A 15,911-nucleotide genomic window follows, 5' to 3' on the forward strand; every position below is an offset into this window, starting at 1 on the left:
ATGGCTGGCGCCAATGAACGAACCGAGCGCAATGCGATGAACGGAACGGCTACATCGGGAGGCCTGGCCAGTTCGCTGTCGCAGAGCGACCTCGACAAGCGCATGCGCCGGCGCGGCGAGGAATCGCGCTGGTGGTGGATCGTGCCGACGCTCTACATCATCGTCCTTCTGCTGCCGATCTACTGGCTCATCAACATGAGCTTCAAGACCAACGCGGAGATCGTCAACTCGCTGACGCTCTACCCGCACGCACCGACGATCGCCAACTACGTCACCATCTTCACCGAGAAGGTCTGGTATTCCGGCTACATCAACTCGATCACCTATGTCGTCATGAACATGGTGATTTCGGTGTCCGTGGCGCTGCCGGCGGCTTACGCCTTCTCGCGCTACCGCTTCCTTGGCGACAAGCATCTGTTCTTCTGGCTTTTGACCAACCGCATGGCGCCGCCAGCGGTGTTCGCGCTGCCGTTCTTCCAGCTCTATTCGGCCTTCGGCCTGATCGACACACACATTGCGGTGGCGCTCGCCCACTGCCTGTTCAACGTGCCGCTGGCGGTGTGGATCCTCGAAGGGTTCATGTCGGGCGTGCCGAAGGAGATCGACGAGACCGCCTATATTGATGGCTATTCGTTCCCGCGCTTCTTCGTCAAAATCTTCATGCCGTTGATCGCCAGCGGTATCGGTGTCGCCTGCTTCTTCTGCTTCATGTTCTCATGGGTGGAACTGCTGATTGCCCGCACGCTGACGACGACCGACGCCAAGCCGATCGCTGCCACCATGACCCGCACTGTCTCGGCTTCCGGTATGGATTGGGGTCTTCTCGCCGCTGCAGGCGTGCTGACGCTGATCCCTGGCGCGCTCGTTATCTGGTTCGTCCGCAACTACATCGCCAAGGGCTTCGCCCTGGGGAGGGTGTGATGAAACGAACGCAAGAGTTCGTCCGCAGCACCATCTTCAAGGGCTTCGCCCTGGGGAGGGTATGATCATGAACTTCGACTTCTCCTGGATGGCATGGACCTGGCCGACGGCCGCTTTTTTTGGCGTCATCGCCCTGCTGCTGGTCGGCATGGGCGCCTGGGAATACGCCTCGCCCGGCGGCAATCCGCGCGTCGGCGTGCTGCGCTTCGAGACGACGCGCGGCGACCGCCTGTTCCTATCGCTGCTCGGCAGCGCTTTTATCCATCTCGCTTGGCTGGGTCTTGTCGGACCGAGCCTCTGGTGGGCTCTCGCTCTCTCCGTGGTCTACGCCATCGGCGTGTTCCGTTACGTATAGAGGGGGAAACTGTTGGAGCGGCAGCGTGCCGGCCGCCGCTCCAGATCGCACTTGAAACCTGAAACAGTGGAGGAAACACATGCGACGGCAATTTTTAACATCAACAACGGCCCTTGTCCTGTTGCTCGGCGTAGGCAATGCCTATGCCGGCATGGATGAGGCAAAAGCCTTTCTGGACAAGGAGATAGGCGGCGTGTCGACGCTTTCTCGCGCCGACCAGGAAAAGCAGATGCAGTGGTTCATCGACGCGGCCAAGCCCTTTGCCGGCATGGACATCAAGGTGGTCTCGGAAACCCTGACGACCCACAAGTATGAGTCAGAGGTGCTGGCGCCGGCCTTTACCGCCATCACCGGCATCAAGGTCACGCATGACGTCATCCAGGAAGGCGACGTCGTCGAAAAGATCCAGACCCAAATGCAGACCGGCCAGAACATCTATGACGGCTGGGTCAACGATTCGGACCTGATCGGCACGCACTGGCGCTACCAGCAGGTGCGCAACCTGACTGACTGGATGGCGGGCGAAGGCAAGGACGTTACCGATCCGATGCTCGACGTCAACGACTTCATCGGCACCAAGTTCACCACCGCGCCGGACAAGAAGCTCTACCAACTGCCCGACCAGCAGTTCGCCAACCTCTACTGGTTCCGTTACGACTGGTTCAACGACGAGAAGAACAAGGCCGACTTCAAGGCCAAGTACGGTTACGATCTCGGCGTGCCGGTCAACTGGTCGGCCTATGAGGACATCGCCGAATTCTTCACTGGCCGCGACGTCAACGGCAAGAAGGTCTATGGCCACATGGACTACGGCAAGAAGGATCCGTCGCTCGGCTGGCGGTTCACCGACGCCTGGCTGTCGATGGCGGGCAACGGCGACAAGGGCCTGCCGAACGGCCTGCCGGTCGACGAGTGGGGCATCAAGGTCGACGCCAATTCAAGGCCTGTCGGCTCTTGCACCGCGCGCGGCGGCGACACCAACGGACCAGCATCGGTCTATGCCATCCAGAAGTATCTCGATTGGCTGAAAGCCTATGCGCCGCCGGAAGCCCAGGGCATGACCTTCTCTGAATCCGGCCCCGTGCCGTCGCAAGGCAATGTTGCCCAGCAGATCTTCTGGTACACCGCGTTCACCGCCGACATGGTCAAGCCCGGCCTGCCGGTCATGAACGACGACGGTACACCGAAGTGGCGCATGGCGCCGTCGCCGCACGGCTCCTACTGGAAGGATGGCATGAAGCTCGGCTATCAGGACGTCGGTTCCTGGACGCTGATGAAGTCGACGCCGACCGACCGCGCCAAGGCCGCCTGGCTCTATGCGCAGTTCGTCACCTCGAAGACCGTCGACGTGAAGAAGAGCCAGGTTGGCCTGACCTTCATTCGCGACTCCACCATCCATGACAAGAGCTTCACCGAACGTGCGCCGAAGCTCGGCGGTCTGATCGAGTTCTATCGCTCGCCGGCCCGTGTGCAGTGGACGCCGACCGGCACCAACGTGCCGGACTATCCGAAGCTGGCGCAGCTCTGGTGGCAGAACATCGGTGACGCATCCTCGGGTGCCAAGACACCGCAGGAAGCCATGGATTCGCTCTGCGCCGATCAGGAAAAAGTCATGGCCCGTATCGAGAAATCCGGTGTCCAGGGCGACATCGGCCCGAAGATGGCCGAAGAGCATGACCTTGCCTACTGGAACGCCGACGCGGTCAAGGCCGGCAATCTCGCGCCTCAGCTGAAGCTCGAGCAGGAGAAGGACAAGCCGATCACCATCAACTACGACGAACTGGTGAAGAGCTGGCAGAAGTAAGACTGCCTATGCGGGCGTTCGCGCCCGTGTGAAATTGGGGGAGGCGGCGCGTTGCCGTCTCCCTTCTTTGTATCCAGGTGGAGGACGCGGGAATGAACGGTTTTGTGCTGGCGATCGACCAGGGAACGACATCAACCCGGGCGATCCTGTTCGACGGCCAGATGAAGGTCGCCGGCAGCGGGCAGAAGGAATTCACCCAGCACTATCCGGCCTCCGGCTGGGTCGAGCACGATCCGGAAGAGATCTGGGCAAGCGTCGTGATGACCGTGAAGGCTGCGCTGAAAAAGGGAGGCTGTGAAGCATCCGAAGTGGCAGCGATCGGCATCACCAACCAGCGCGAGACCGTCGTCATCTGGGACAGGGCGACGGGCAAGCCGATCCACAACGCCATCGTCTGGCAGGACCGGCGCACCGCGCCGCTGTGCCATAAACTGAAGAAGCAGGGGCTGGAGAAGAAATTCACGCGCAAGACCGGCTTGCTGCTTGATCCCTATTTCTCGGGCACCAAGGTCGCCTGGATGCTCGACAAGGTGAAGGGCGCCAGGAGACGTGCCGAGAAAGGCGAATTGCTGGCCGGCACCATCGACAGCTTTTTGATCTGGCGGCTCACCGGCGGCAAGGTCCACGCCACCGACGCCACCAATGCCTCGCGCACGCTGGTCTACAACATCGAGAAAAATGCATGGGACGACGAGCTTTTGGCGATTCTCAACATCCCGGCAAAAATGCTGCCGGAGGTTAAAGACTGCGCTGACGATTATGGAGTGACCGAGAAAAATCTGTTTGGCGCCGAGATAAAAATCCTCGGTGTCGCCGGCGACCAGCATGCCGCGACCATCGGCCAGGCCTGCTTTGAGCCCGGCATGATGAAATCCACCTATGGCACCGGCTGCTTCGCGCTGCTCAACACCGGCAGCGATCTGGTGCGTTCGAAGAACCGGCTCTTGACCACCATCGCCTACCGGCTGAATGGCAAGACCACCTATGCGCTGGAAGGCTCGATCTTCATTGCCGGGGCGGCCGTGCAATGGCTGCGCGACGGCATCAAGGTGATCGGCAAGGCCGAGCAGAGCGGCGTTTTGGCGGCGACCGCCGACCCGACCCAGAATGTCTATCTCGTGCCGGCTTTCGTTGGGCTGGGCGCGCCGCATTGGGACGCCGAGGCGCGTGGCGCAATCTTCGGCCTGACACGCAATTCAGGCCCGGCGGAGTTTGCCCGCGCGGCACTCGAATCCGTCGCTTACCAGACCCGCGACCTGCTCGACGCCATGCGCAAGGACTGGAAGGGCACTTCGGCCAAGACGGTTCTCCGGGTCGATGGCGGCATGGTGGCGTCGGACTGGACCATGCAGCGCCTGGCCGACATCCTCGATGCGCCGGTCGACCGTCCGACCATCCTCGAGACAACCGCGCTGGGTGCTGCCTGGCTCGCTGGCTCGGAGGCAGGGGTTTGGCCGAAGGCGAAGGAGTTTGCCAAGAGCTGGGCGCTCGAGCGCCGGTTCAAGCCGGAGATGGATATCTCTACGCGAGCCGCCAAGCTGGCAGGCTGGCGCGATGCTGTGCGCAGGACCCTGAGCGTGCCATAACGGTCGCTATAGAAAGATTTGAAGGTGGGGACATGCAGCCGGACTGGTATCCTGCTTGGCGCGGCCAGGCTTTTGAACAGCTAACTGCCAAGAATGCTGGTTTGGAGAAGGAGTTTCGCCTCGGCCACTGGCCGCGCTATGACTACGACCTGACGACCGGCAGGCTTCTGTTCTCGGACCAAGGCGCCGTCAAAGTCATTACCGAGATCCAGATTGCGGGCTCGACGAGCGCCAAAGCTGGTAACTGGCTTTGGGCCTGGTCGAATTCAAACTTGCCCACCGAACTTCTCGCCGACGCCAAACGGGTTCGTTCCTTCGGCGAAGAGAACGATATAGCCGAACTTCAGCAGGCCTATGTGACCGACACGAAAGACGACCTGGAAGCGCTGGGCTGGGAACTGACGGCAGCGATGGTGCGTATATGCGACGCACTGGGGGCTTACCGCTCTCCGCGCGGGGAAGGGGGCGGTCTTTATCTGATCCTCAAAAGCGCAAACTGGGCCAGCTGACATCGCTGACAGGGATGCTGAAAGTCACACGGAAAAGGCCCGCGCCGTTTCCAACGCGGGCCTTTTACTCAGACTACCTGCTACTGATACTCGTCTTTGGATCAGTAGGGCGAACGGCATTCCTGCCGCGGGCCGTAATTCGGCTGGAACGTGTCGTCCGAAGAGCGGTAGCTGCGATAGTGGTCATAGCACCACTGCACGTGCGAGTTGCCCTCGTAGACGCGGTTGTTCTCGTTGTTGATGATCGCACCGGTGATCAAGGCACCAGTCGCGAAAGCTGCCAGCGGGAACCAATAGTCGCCGTGACGGCGATAACCGCGGTGGTAGTCGCGATAGCCGCGATGTCCGTTCCAATAGCCGCCGCCATCATTGTTTCGCGCAAAGTTGCGATCGCCGAAATTGCGATTGCTGAAATTGCGATTGCTGAAATTGCGGTGGAAGTGGCGATTCTTCATCCACGGCTGGTAGTCGACGGTTTGTACGTCGCTCGACGCCGATGCCGCCTGCGGCACAAACATCTGCGCCGCATTGGCTGGCATAGCGGCGGCAGCGGCAAACGAAACTGACAGGGTGGTCGCCAGTATACCCGTTACGAACTTGTTCATTGTCTTCTCCTTCGAAAGGGTGATTGACGTCCCTTGTGGCGAGACAACGAGCGATGCACTGGATGGTTCCTCGCAAAACACCAAGTTGCTGATCTGTAATGGTTCTCTAGCCTGACACCAGCACTGCAAAGTGCTCAGCCAATGGCTCTGCAGCGCCTATATCTCGCTTCATCGAAGGGGCCGTTTGGGCAAGTCGACGATGTCGGAAAAGCTTGGCTGTCTGATCCGTTTTTTCCGGTTGACCGGTTGAGCCACTCTCCCTATGTTCCGCGCAATTTCGAGGGCGCCCCTTTCAAGCCCACGGGAGCGCGTAGCTCAGCCGGTAGAGCAACTGACTTTTAATCAGTAGGTCATGGGTTCGAATCCCATCGCGCTCACCAATCAACCCAGGATGCAGCACGCGGTCAGTCTCCGTGCCCGCAAATTGGGCGAGCGCAGGCCCGGGGCTTCCGCGATCACCCCATAGGCTAACGCGATCACACAGTTCACAATGCAGTCATAAGCGGTCGATTCCTTCAGGGATGTAGCCACTCCAAAGGCCCCGTCGCAGGTCGCTCCTGTGGCGGGCTTTTTATTGATCGGGACTGTTTTAGGGCCACGGCGCACCGCATTTGTTGACCCCCAGCGCCCTTCTTCACCGTCGGCGTGATCCCCTCGCTCCGTAATTCCTTGCGACTATATTAGAGAAGGCGCATGTTTGTCGTAGAGCAGTCTCAAATCTCAGCGACGGAGCCAAACAGTGTGCAGCAACTGCGACGGTGAAGGGCTTGGCCGGAGGGATTTCCTCAAAGTCGGCGCGGGACTCGTTGCGTTCGGTCTTGGTGGAGCGTCGTGGCCGGCGCGCGCGGCCGAGGGCGCGGCAACGTCGCTGACCCTCGATGAATCACTCGCTGCGCTGAAATCAGGCAATGAACGCTATATCAGCCACCCGGAACTTTGCTCGATCGACCTTGCCGCGCAACGGAACGCTGTCGCCGCACACCAGGCGCCCTGGGCCACGATCATCAGTTGCGCCGACAGTCGCGTTCCACCGGAGCTGATCTTCGGCGGCCACGGTGTTGGAGAATTGTTCGTCGCCCGGAATGCCGGCAACCTCGTCGACACCGCGACGCTCGGCACGGTCGAATACGGCGCGGCGGTGCTCGGCTCACCCTTGATTGTCGTCCTGGCGCACACAAGTTGCGGAGCCGTCAAGGCTGCGTGCGACGTGGTCACCAAGAACGCGACCTATCCCGGCGCGATCGGCCCGATGATCGAACCGATCCTGCCTGCGGCGATCGCAGTGCGCAGCCAAGCGGGCGATTTCGTCGACAACACCGCAAAGGAGAGCGCGCGGAGGACGGCGATGCGCTTGACCGCTTCGAGCAAACTGTTGGCCGGTCTTACCAAGGCGGGAAAGCTGAAGATCGTCGCGGGGATCTATGATCTCCAAACGGGTGCGGTGACCTACATCGAATAACACACCACCATACGACGCCCGACCCGCCGCGATCGACCTTTAGCCGCGCCGCGACAGATGGACGTCGAGTATGGCGGCCTTCTTTGCAATCAGGCCTTCCAGATCCGCGTCCGACCGTTTGGTGCCGGTCCGTTCGCGCAGCAGCGAGATCACCGCGCTCATTGAGAGCGGCGCGGGCTGGGCACCCAGAATGGCATCCACCGCGCCGGCAACATCAGGGGTCTCCGTTGGCGCTCGCATGGTCGGTTCCTTTCTGCGCAGGCCGGCCTCGGCGATATCGGCCGGTGTTCTGACACCGCGATCGAAGACGACTGCCAGGCCGTTCTTGACGGCGAGGGCGGCGACCATATCGTCGAGCTTGCGGTCTGAGAGGGCTGGGTCCGTGGGTTTCAACATCCTGCGGACCACCCTGGCGGCCTGATCCGTCGACACGAAGTCATAACGCCGTTTTCTGGCCTCGACATATTGTTCGATGATCATGCCCAGGCGTCGGGCTGCAATATCCCTGGGTTCCTGCACATCCTTGGGTTTGTGCACCTGGGCCTCCTCAAGCTGAGTGCAAATTCGGCAATCAAGAGAAAATAGGGCGACTCGATCGGACATCAAACACTCCTGATCATTCGGCGCATCTGCCAATGAGGCCGGAACGATCCGGCGGCTGAAGCATTTCGCTCCATGACCAGCTCATTGAGGGAAGGCCGGGCCATGAAGATCGCCCATGTCGCACCATTGCACGAATCCGTGCCGCCAAGGCTCTATGGTGGCACCGAGCGCATCATTTCCTATCTTACCGAGGCGCTCGTCGACCTCGGCCACGATGTGACGTTGTTTGCCAGCGGCGACACCAAGACCTCCGCCAGGCTCGTGCCATGCCGTGAGCGGGCGCTTCGTCTTGATCCGCGTCCGTTGAAATCCGAGATCGCGGCGCATCTGTCGATGCTCGATGAGGTGAGGAAAAGGGCTGACGATTTTGACGTCATTCACTTCCATCTCAGCCATTTCCTCCATTTCCCGTTTTTCCGCGACATGTCGCAGCGTACGGTGACGACGCCACATGGCAGGCTGGACTACGCGGACCTCGCACAAGCCTATGATCGGTTCCCACGCTTCCCGATGATTTCGATATCGCGCAGCCAGCGGGCGCGATTCGCATCCGCGAACTGGCTGGCGACAATCCACCACGGCCTGCCGGTCGATCTCTACGAACCCGATTTCGAGGCAGGTTCGGATGGCGGCTATCTTGCTTTTCTCGGCAGGATGTCGCGCGACAAGCGCCCGGATCGGGCGATCGAGATCGCTCGCCGCACCGGCTTGAAGCTCAAGCTCGCGGCCAAGATCGGTGATGACGATCGCGCCTATTTCGAGGAAGTCGTCCAGCCGATGATCGATGGCGACCAGATCGAATATGTCGGCGAGATCAATGAGCAGCAGAAGACGGCGTTTCTCGGAAATGCCGTCGCCCTGCTTTTCCCGATCGATTGGCCCGAGCCATTCGGCCTTGCCGTGATCGAGGCGATGGCCTGCGGGACACCTGTGATGGCTTGGAGTTGCGGCGCCATGCCGGAGATCGTCGACTACGGCGTGACCGGTTTCGTCGTCGAGACCATAGAGGATGCCGTTGCCTCCATGCCGGCTCTCCTGCAGCTTGACAGGCGGCGAGTCCGGGCGGTGTTCGAGCGGCGCTTTTCAGCCCTCAGGATGGCTCAGGACTACGTCGCCGCCTATGCAGAGCTGGTCGACGCCGGCGGTCACGTAAAGGCCTCGTAGCGGTACTCCTTCTGGAAATGAACAGGGACAGGCCACTTGACCATCACCCAACTCGACGAGCGCGCGCTTGATCCTGCAATAGCCCTGGCTTCCCTGGACGAAACCGCGCCACGGGAGCCGCACAGGCTGTTCGCCCTCAAGCATGGCGACTGCTTTGTCGTCGCCGACGCCTATGGCGATATACGCGGTGTCGGCGACGGGTTCTTTCGCGACGACACGCGCGTGCTCTCCGAATTTCGTCTCACCGTCGGTGGGCGGTCGACGTCGTTGCTTGGCGCGTCGCTGAGCCAGGACAACGTCCTCTTCACCACCAATTTGACCAATCTGCCGATTGAAAGCGCTGCTGGCCGCCAGATTCCGCAAGGCGCCATTCATATCGAGCGCGTCCGGCTGCTGTGGGAGGAAAGGCTGTATGAGCGCATAACGCTCTCCAACTACAGCCGGGAGCATTCGACGATTCTGCTGTCGCTGCGCTTTGGCGCCGATTTCCGCGATATGTTCGAGGTCCGGGGCTCGACCCGCTCGAAGCGCGGAACCGCCCATACGGCAGAGATGGCTCAGAACGCGGTGGTGCTTCGCTACGAAGGCCTGGACCAGGTGGTGCGGACATCGGCGATATCGTTTTCGCAGACGCCCGATCAGCTGACCTCCGAGCGGGCGGATTTCGTCATCGCCGTCACCAAGCGCAGCAGTCAGACGCTTTACGTGGAAGTGGGCAACCAGACGGATGATCGCCCCGAAAGCCAGCGGTTTCGCGCTGCTGCTGCCCGTGCCCGTTTCGGCATGCGCGCCAAACGCCGGCATGGCGCGACGCTGCACAGTTCGGGCCGCGTTTTCAACGACTGGATGGCGCGGGCTCGCGCCGATGTCGCGCTGCTCACGACGGAACTGCCAACCGGGCCGTATCCCTATGCCGGCATTCCCTGGTTCTCCACCGCCTTCGGCCGCGATGGCGTGATTTCAGCCTTGCAGATGCTTTGGCTCAATCCCGGTCTGGCGCGGGGCGTCCTGGCGTTTCTCGCCCAGCACCAGGCGACCGAGACCTCGCCTTTCAGCGATTCCGAACCCGGCAAGATCATGCACGAGACCCGCAAGGGTGAGATGGTGGCGCTCAGCGAGTTGCCGTTCGGCCGCTACTATGGCGGTGTCGACACGACGCCGCTCTATGTTCATCTTGCCTGCGCCTATGCGGACCGCACGGGGGACATAGCCTTCATCGATACGCTGTGGCCGTCGCTGTGCGCCGCGGCCGAGTGGATCGAAACGGCGAGCCGTTCGACGGGTTTCCTCACCTACCAGCGCGCGGCGGAATCCGGCCTTGCCAACCAGGGATGGAAGGACAGTTTCGATTCCGTCTTTCACGCCGATGGCCGCATTCCGAAGGGGCCGATCGCGCTGGTCGAGGTGCAGGGCTACGTCTTCGCGGCATTCCAGGGGTTGGCGAAACTGGCACGGCTGCGCGGCGAAACGGAGCGGGCGGAGAGTTGGGAAATACGCGCGGACACACTTCGCCAACAGGTCGAACATCATTTCTGGATCGAGGATCTCGGCTACTATGCGCTGGCGCTGGATGGCGAGGGCCAGCCGTGCAAGGTGCGCACGTCCAATGCCGGTCACCTGCTTTATGTCGGCCTTCCCAGCCTGGATCGCGCGCGCATGGTCGCCGACCAGTTGCTGTCGGCCTCGTTCCATTCCGGCTGGGGACTGCGGACGCTGGCGGACGATGCGATCTTCTTCAATCCGATGTCCTATCACAACGGATCCATCTGGCCGCACGACACAGCGATCTGCGCGGCCGGGCTGGCGCGATACGGCAGGCGCGAAAGCGTGGTGCGGTTGATGAGCGGAACCTTCGAATCCGCCGTCCATTTCAACATGCGTCTGCCCGAACTCTTTTGCGGCTTCACGCGCGCGGCCGGCGAGGCACCGATTGCCTATCCGGTGGCTTGTCTGCCGCAAGCCTGGTCCGCGGGCTCAGCCTTCATGCTCATGCAATCGTGTCTCGGCCTTCAGATCGATGGCTGGGCAGGCGAGATCCATGTGACCCGGCCGCGCCTGCCGATCGGTATCGACAGCCTCGTCATCCGCCATCTGTCGGTAGGGCAAGCGGCGGTGGATCTGACATTCCAGCGCGTCGGAGATCGTGTCGGTGCCTTCCTTGCCGAACCGCATGAGGGGCTGGTGCCACTCGTGGTCAGGAGCTGAAAAATCGGAACCATCTCGCGCCCCTGGACGTTGGGCTACCGCACTATGGGTGTCGAAACTCCGGCAGAATGAGCCGCTGCGGTATCCCATTGAAAGGTCGTCTATTTAAATGCTCGACAACAGTTCGTCCTTGGTCGTTCCCCTATTCGCATTGTGGCTCTTCACCCTGGCAGCTGTCGGCGTCCTGGTGATTGTGCTGGTGACGATGATGTTGCGGGCGCACAAGGGCAGCAAATTGGCCGCCGTGGAGGTTGAACCGGCTCGTGGCCCATTGCCGGAATTCGACAAGGACGGGAAGTCTGCTGTCGCCGCGCTGGTGCAGTGGTCGCCCGAAACACTGCGTCATATCCTGGCAACGGAACTTCCCGATGCCCAGGTGATCGTCGTCTCCAATCGTGAGCCGTATATCCACAACCGCGAGGGCGATGACATCCAACTGGTCGTACCCGCCAGCGGGCTCGTCTCCGCCCTGGAGCCGATCACGCGTGCCTGCGCGGGCACCTGGATCGCCTATGGCGGTGGTTCGGCCGACGCGCTTGTGGTCGACAAGAACGACCGGATCGAAGTGCCGCCGGACAGTCCTTCCTACACGCTGCGCCGGGTCTGGCTGAGCGAGGAGGAGCAGCAAGGCTATTATCTCGGCTTTGCCAATGAAGGCCTCTGGCCGCTGTGCCATATCGCCTTCACCCGGCCGATATTCCGCGCCTCGGATTGGGAAGCCTATGAGGCGGTCAACCGCAAATTCGCCGACACCGTTATCGCGGAAGCCCGCAACGAGCGGCCGATCGTGCTGGTCCAGGATTACCATTTCGCGCTGCTGCCGCGCATGATCCGGGAGCGCCTGCCGGAGGCGATCATCATCACCTTCTGGCACATTCCATGGCCGAATTCGGAAGTGTTCAGCATCTGCCCGTGGCGCGAGAAGATTCTCGACGGCCTGCTCGGCAGTTCGATTGTCGGCTTTCACACCCAGTTCCACTGCAACAACTTCATCGACAGCGTCGACCGTTTCCTGGAAAGCAGGATCGAGCGCGAGGATTCAGCCATTTCCTATGGCGGCGAGATCAGCCTGGTGCACGCCTATCCGATTTCAATCGAGTGGTCGCCGCCGCACCTGGACAAACTGCCCGACGTCGCGCAATGCCGTCGCCAGGTTCGCGAGAAATTCGGCTTGGCCGAACATGTCAAGCTGTGCGTCGGCGTTGAACGTCTCGACTACACCAAGGGCATCCTCGATCGCTTCAATGCGCTCGATGAACTGCTGACGCTTCACCCGGAATGGATCGGCAAGGTGGCGTTCCTGCAGATCGCGGCGCCCAGCCGCGGCACTCTGCCTGCCTATCAACAATTGTACGAGGAGTGCCTGCGCCATGCCGAGGAGCTCAACCAGCGCTATGGGCGCGAAGGCTACACGCCGGTGCTGATGGTGACGGAACATCACTCGCAGCTGCAGGTCTACGAAATCTACCGTGCCGCCGACGTTTGCATGGTCACCAGCCTGCATGACGGCATGAACCTGGTCGCCAAGGAGTTCGTCGCGGCGCGCGAGGATGAACAGGGTGTGCTGCTGCTCAGCATGTTCGCCGGCGCCTCCAAGGAGCTGCTGGAAGCCCTGATCGTCAACCCCTATGACGCGGCGATGATGGGCGATGCCTTGCTGCAGGCCTTGACCATGCCCGAGGAGGAGCAACGCCAGCGCATGCGTCGCATGCGCGAGATCGTGCGCGAAAACAATGTCTATCGGTGGGCGGGCAGTATGCTTCTCGATGCCGCGCGTTTGCGCAAGCGTGATGCAGTCGATCGAGCCGTGGGTGCTGCTCCAGCGGCCCCAGCCAATGTGATATCGCTGCTCGATCGCAGACGTGTGGCGGCGCTGTGATGTCGATATCGCCAAACCTGCCGGAACCCGTCGTCCCGCAAGGGCCATGGAGCCTGTTCCTCGATATCGATGGCACGCTTCTCGAACATGCCGCGCATCCTGATGCGGTGGTTGTCAGTGAGGAGTTGCGCGTGCTGTTGACACGGCTTGAATCGCAATTGGACGGAGCATTGGCGTTCATCACGGGACGGTCGATCGCCGCCGTCGACCATCTCTTCCAGCCCCTCAGATTGCGCGCCGCGGGACTCTATGGCCTCGAGCACAGGCTGGCACGCGATGGTCCGGTCGAAGCGGCTGTCGAACCGGCCGACATTGCGGCGCTTGCCAACGAAATCGCGACGGAACTGGACAATGCGGACGTCTATATCGAACGCAAGGGACCAATCCTGGCCATCCATACACGCGCGGCCCCGCATTTGCTGCAGCGCGCGACGGAGTTGGTCGAACAGGCACTGGACAAATTACCCGCGGGATATCGGGTCTTGGCCGGAAATGCCGGTGTGGAACTGATGCCGCTGGAGGCGGCGAAGGGCGCAGCCATCCGACGCTTCATGCAAATTCCGGCTTTCAGGGGACGCCGACCGGTATTTCTCGGTGACGATACTTCAGACGAGAACGGGTTCGAGGTCGTCAACGAATTGGACGGTGTCTCGGTTCGCATAAAGCCGCATGGATCGACAGCGGCACCTTTTGCGCTGGCCGGTGTGGATGCGGCCTTGGCCTGGCTGGACGGGATGAGCAGACGCGAGACTGCGGCCACGCTGGCCGCAATGGCCAAATGAACCGGATTGCACCTAAGCCGTTCACGCGCATGGAAGGAGTATGCAAATGACCCAACTCACCAGCTTCATCCGGGAAATCATGCCTGCCTGGCTGCAACGGCGCGCCGAGCCGCAAAATGGTGATGCCAAGACGGCAACTGAGCCGTTGCGTCCCGAAGACGCCGATGCAGTCTGGCGCAAGGCTGTCGAGAAGGATTTGTTTGGAGCCAACACAACGGATTATGCCGAGACCGTCGGGAAGGGCCGCAATCGCCATTGACGGTTGCGCTCAGCCGTTCCCGAAAACCAGCGAGACATTGCCGCCGGCATGGCGTTCGAGCCGGCCGGCGAGGTCGAGTTCCAAAAGCACCATGAAGACCTGGGCCGGGTGCAGACCGGTGTGGCGGATGATTTCGTCGACCGACACCGGCGTCGGGCCGAGCGCTTCGATGACTTTGGCGCGGTCGCTCTCGCCGGGTGGCGGCGTGGCCGAAAAGTCGGGCGGGTCCTCAAATGGCGGCACATCAGGCGCCCGCATGCCGGTCAGTGGGGCGATCGCCCTGGAAATATCCGATGCCTCGGTAACCAGCGTGGCGCCGTCCTTGAGCAGGCCGTTGGTGCCGGCCGCGCGTGGGTCAAGTGGCGACCCCGGCACGGCAAAGACCAGCCGGCCCATTTCGCCGGCAAGCCTGGCGCTGATAAGCGAGCCCGAACGTTGTGCCGCCTCGACCACCACCAGCCCAAGGGCCGCACCTGCGACAAGGCGGTTGCGGCGTGGGAAATCCTGGGCGCGCGGCTGCCAGCCGAACGGCATTTCCGAAATGATGGCGCCGCGCTCGGCGATTTCCGCGCACAGACCGGCATTTTCGGGCGGATAGGGCAGGTCGAGGCCTCCGGCCAGCACGCCGATCGTGCCGGTTGCCAGGCTGCCCTGGTGCGCCGCCGTGTCGATGCCGCGCGCCAGGCCGGAGACGATGCCATAGCCGTCGCCGCCAAGAGCCGCCGCCAACATGCGCGCCATCTTGATGCCGGCCAGCGATGCGTTGCGGGCGCCGACGATGGCAACGCCCGGCAGCCGGAAGACAGCGGCATTGCCTTTGACCGCCAGAAGGGGTGGAGGATTGTCCATACTTCTCAGCAGGGATGGATAGTCTGGCTCGCCGATACCGACAAAACGCGCGCCAGCCTTGCGGGCTGCCTCGAGTTCGGCCTCGGCTTCGGCGATCGACGGGATGCGGGCGATCCGGCTGGCGCCGCCGGAAATCATCAGTTCCGGCAGGATTTCGAGCGCGACCTCGGCCGACCCGAAGCGGTTGATCAGGTCGCGAAAGGAAGCTGGGCCGACATTCTGGGTGCGGATCAGCCGCAACCAGCTCAGCCGCTGCCGGTCGCTGAGGCGCGGCCCGGCGGCCGGCTCGCTCACCGCAGTGGCGTGCTCGCTCACCCCTTGGCTCCGATCTTACCCTCGGTGCCGGCAAGCAGCCGCGAAATGTTGGCCCTATGCTTGATGAAGACGATGATGCTCATCACCACGAACAGGACGGCTATCTGCGGTGTGCTCATGAAATAGAGGGCAATCGGCACGACGACGGCCGCCGCCAGCGCTGCCAGCGAGGAGAAACGGAACAGGAAAGCCATCACCAGCCAGACGACGGCAAAAATCAGCGCCACTTGCCAGGCAAGGCCGATCAGCACGCCGAGATAGGTCGCGACCCCCTTGCCGCCCTTGAAGCCCAGCCATGCCGGGAAGAGATGGCCGAGAAAGGCGCCGAGGCCGGCCCAGACCGCCGTTTCCGGCGCGAAATGGCCTGCAATCAGAACGGCGGCGGTGCCCTTCAACGCATCAAGCAGCAAGGTCGCGGCGGCCAGCCCCTTGTTGCCGGTGCGCAGCACGTTGGTGGCGCCGATATTGCCGGAGCCGATCTTGCGCACGTCACCAAGGCCGGCGGCACGGGTGAGCAGCAGCCCGAAGGGAATCGAGCCCAGGAGATAGCCGAACACAAGCGCCAGGATAACGCCATAAGTCATTGTTTCCCCCCACTTCCCATCGCCGATATGTA

At 61.9% G+C, this 15,911-nt stretch carries 15 protein-coding genes and 1 tRNA gene; 12 read left to right on the forward strand and 4 right to left on the reverse strand.

The features are described from left to right. The 5 genes from AC1D05_RS09810 (at position 1) to AC1D05_RS09830 (ending at position 5,175) form a co-directional block, all read left to right on the forward strand. Positions 1-921 (forward strand): carbohydrate ABC transporter permease, encoded by a 921-nt coding sequence (locus AC1D05_RS09810; RefSeq protein WP_477440407.1) that lies wholly within the window; start codon positions 1-3, stop codon positions 919-921. Positions 922-988: 67 nt separating this feature from the next. Then, entirely contained in the window at positions 989-1,276 is a 288-nt protein-coding gene (locus AC1D05_RS09815) for a DUF2160 domain-containing protein (RefSeq protein WP_475450683.1), read from the forward strand. Between the two features lie 79 nt (positions 1,277-1,355). After that, a complete protein-coding gene (locus tag AC1D05_RS09820; protein ID WP_477440409.1) occupies positions 1,356-3,080 on the forward strand; it encodes an ABC transporter substrate-binding protein in 1,725 nt (574 codons plus the stop codon). A gap of 92 nt (positions 3,081-3,172) precedes the next feature. Continuing rightward, positions 3,173-4,666 (forward strand): glycerol kinase GlpK, encoded by a 1,494-nt coding sequence (gene glpK / locus AC1D05_RS09825; RefSeq protein ID WP_477440411.1) that lies wholly within the window; start codon positions 3,173-3,175, stop codon positions 4,664-4,666. Between the two features lie 32 nt (positions 4,667-4,698). Then, positions 4,699-5,175 carry a DUF6882 domain-containing protein gene (locus AC1D05_RS09830; RefSeq protein ID WP_477440413.1) on the forward strand — a complete coding sequence of 159 codons (477 nt, stop codon included), beginning with the start codon at positions 4,699-4,701 and terminating at the stop codon, positions 5,173-5,175. Between the two features lie 101 nt (positions 5,176-5,276). Here the strand turns inward: AC1D05_RS09830 and AC1D05_RS09835 are convergent, their stop codons facing one another. After that, the gene (locus tag AC1D05_RS09835; protein WP_477440415.1) at positions 5,277-5,780 is read right to left on the reverse strand and encodes a BA14K family protein; all 504 of its coding nucleotides are present in this window, start codon (positions 5,778-5,780) and stop codon (positions 5,277-5,279) included. Between the two features lie 304 nt (positions 5,781-6,084). Here AC1D05_RS09835 and AC1D05_RS09840 point away from each other — a divergent pair. After that, positions 6,085-6,160, forward strand: a tRNA-Lys gene (locus tag AC1D05_RS09840). 359 nt (positions 6,161-6,519) lie between these two features. Then, positions 6,520-7,239 (forward strand): carbonic anhydrase, encoded by a 720-nt coding sequence (locus AC1D05_RS09845; protein WP_477440417.1) that lies wholly within the window; start codon positions 6,520-6,522, stop codon positions 7,237-7,239. 39 nt (positions 7,240-7,278) lie between these two features. Here AC1D05_RS09845 and AC1D05_RS09850 read toward each other — a convergent pair whose 3' ends face one another. Beyond that, a complete protein-coding gene (locus tag AC1D05_RS09850; protein ID WP_477440419.1) occupies positions 7,279-7,842 on the reverse strand; it encodes a hypothetical protein in 564 nt (187 codons plus the stop codon). 102 nt (positions 7,843-7,944) lie between these two features. Between AC1D05_RS09850 and AC1D05_RS09855 the strand changes: the two genes are divergently transcribed. The 5 genes from AC1D05_RS09855 to AC1D05_RS09875 all read left to right on the forward strand — a co-directional run bounded on the left by AC1D05_RS09855 (position 7,945) and on the right by AC1D05_RS09875 (position 14,131). Continuing rightward, positions 7,945-9,006 (forward strand): glycosyltransferase family 4 protein, encoded by a 1,062-nt coding sequence (locus AC1D05_RS09855; protein WP_477440580.1) that lies wholly within the window; start codon positions 7,945-7,947, stop codon positions 9,004-9,006. Positions 9,007-9,048: 42 nt separating this feature from the next. Next, positions 9,049-11,211 (forward strand): amylo-alpha-1,6-glucosidase, encoded by a 2,163-nt coding sequence (locus AC1D05_RS09860; RefSeq protein ID WP_477440582.1) that lies wholly within the window; start codon positions 9,049-9,051, stop codon positions 11,209-11,211. 109 nt (positions 11,212-11,320) lie between these two features. After that, on the forward strand, positions 11,321-13,090 hold the full coding sequence (locus tag AC1D05_RS09865) for an alpha,alpha-trehalose-phosphate synthase (UDP-forming) (protein ID WP_477440421.1): 1,770 nt from the start codon (positions 11,321-11,323) through the stop codon (positions 13,088-13,090). Further along, entirely contained in the window at positions 13,090-13,872 is a 783-nt protein-coding gene (gene otsB, locus AC1D05_RS09870) for a trehalose-phosphatase (RefSeq protein ID WP_477440423.1), read from the forward strand. The genes AC1D05_RS09865 and otsB overlap by 1 nt, the downstream gene beginning before the upstream one ends. Before the next feature lie 46 nt (positions 13,873-13,918). After that, entirely contained in the window at positions 13,919-14,131 is a 213-nt protein-coding gene (locus tag AC1D05_RS09875) for a hypothetical protein (protein ID WP_477440425.1), read from the forward strand. Positions 14,132-14,140: 9 nt separating this feature from the next. On the opposite strand, the gene dprA is transcribed toward AC1D05_RS09875, so the two are convergent. Both dprA and plsY read right to left on the reverse strand, forming a co-directional pair. Beyond that, entirely contained in the window at positions 14,141-15,274 is a 1,134-nt protein-coding gene (gene dprA / locus AC1D05_RS09880; protein WP_477440584.1) for a DNA-processing protein DprA, read from the reverse strand. A 17-nt stretch (positions 15,275-15,291) separates the two neighbouring features. Further along, complete coding sequence (gene plsY / locus AC1D05_RS09885) at positions 15,292-15,879, reverse strand: glycerol-3-phosphate 1-O-acyltransferase PlsY (RefSeq protein WP_477440427.1); 588 nt, start codon at positions 15,877-15,879, stop codon at positions 15,292-15,294. Positions 15,880-15,911 lie beyond the last annotated feature (32 nt).

The organism is Mesorhizobium sp. P2_E9 (genome assembly GCF_056403815.1).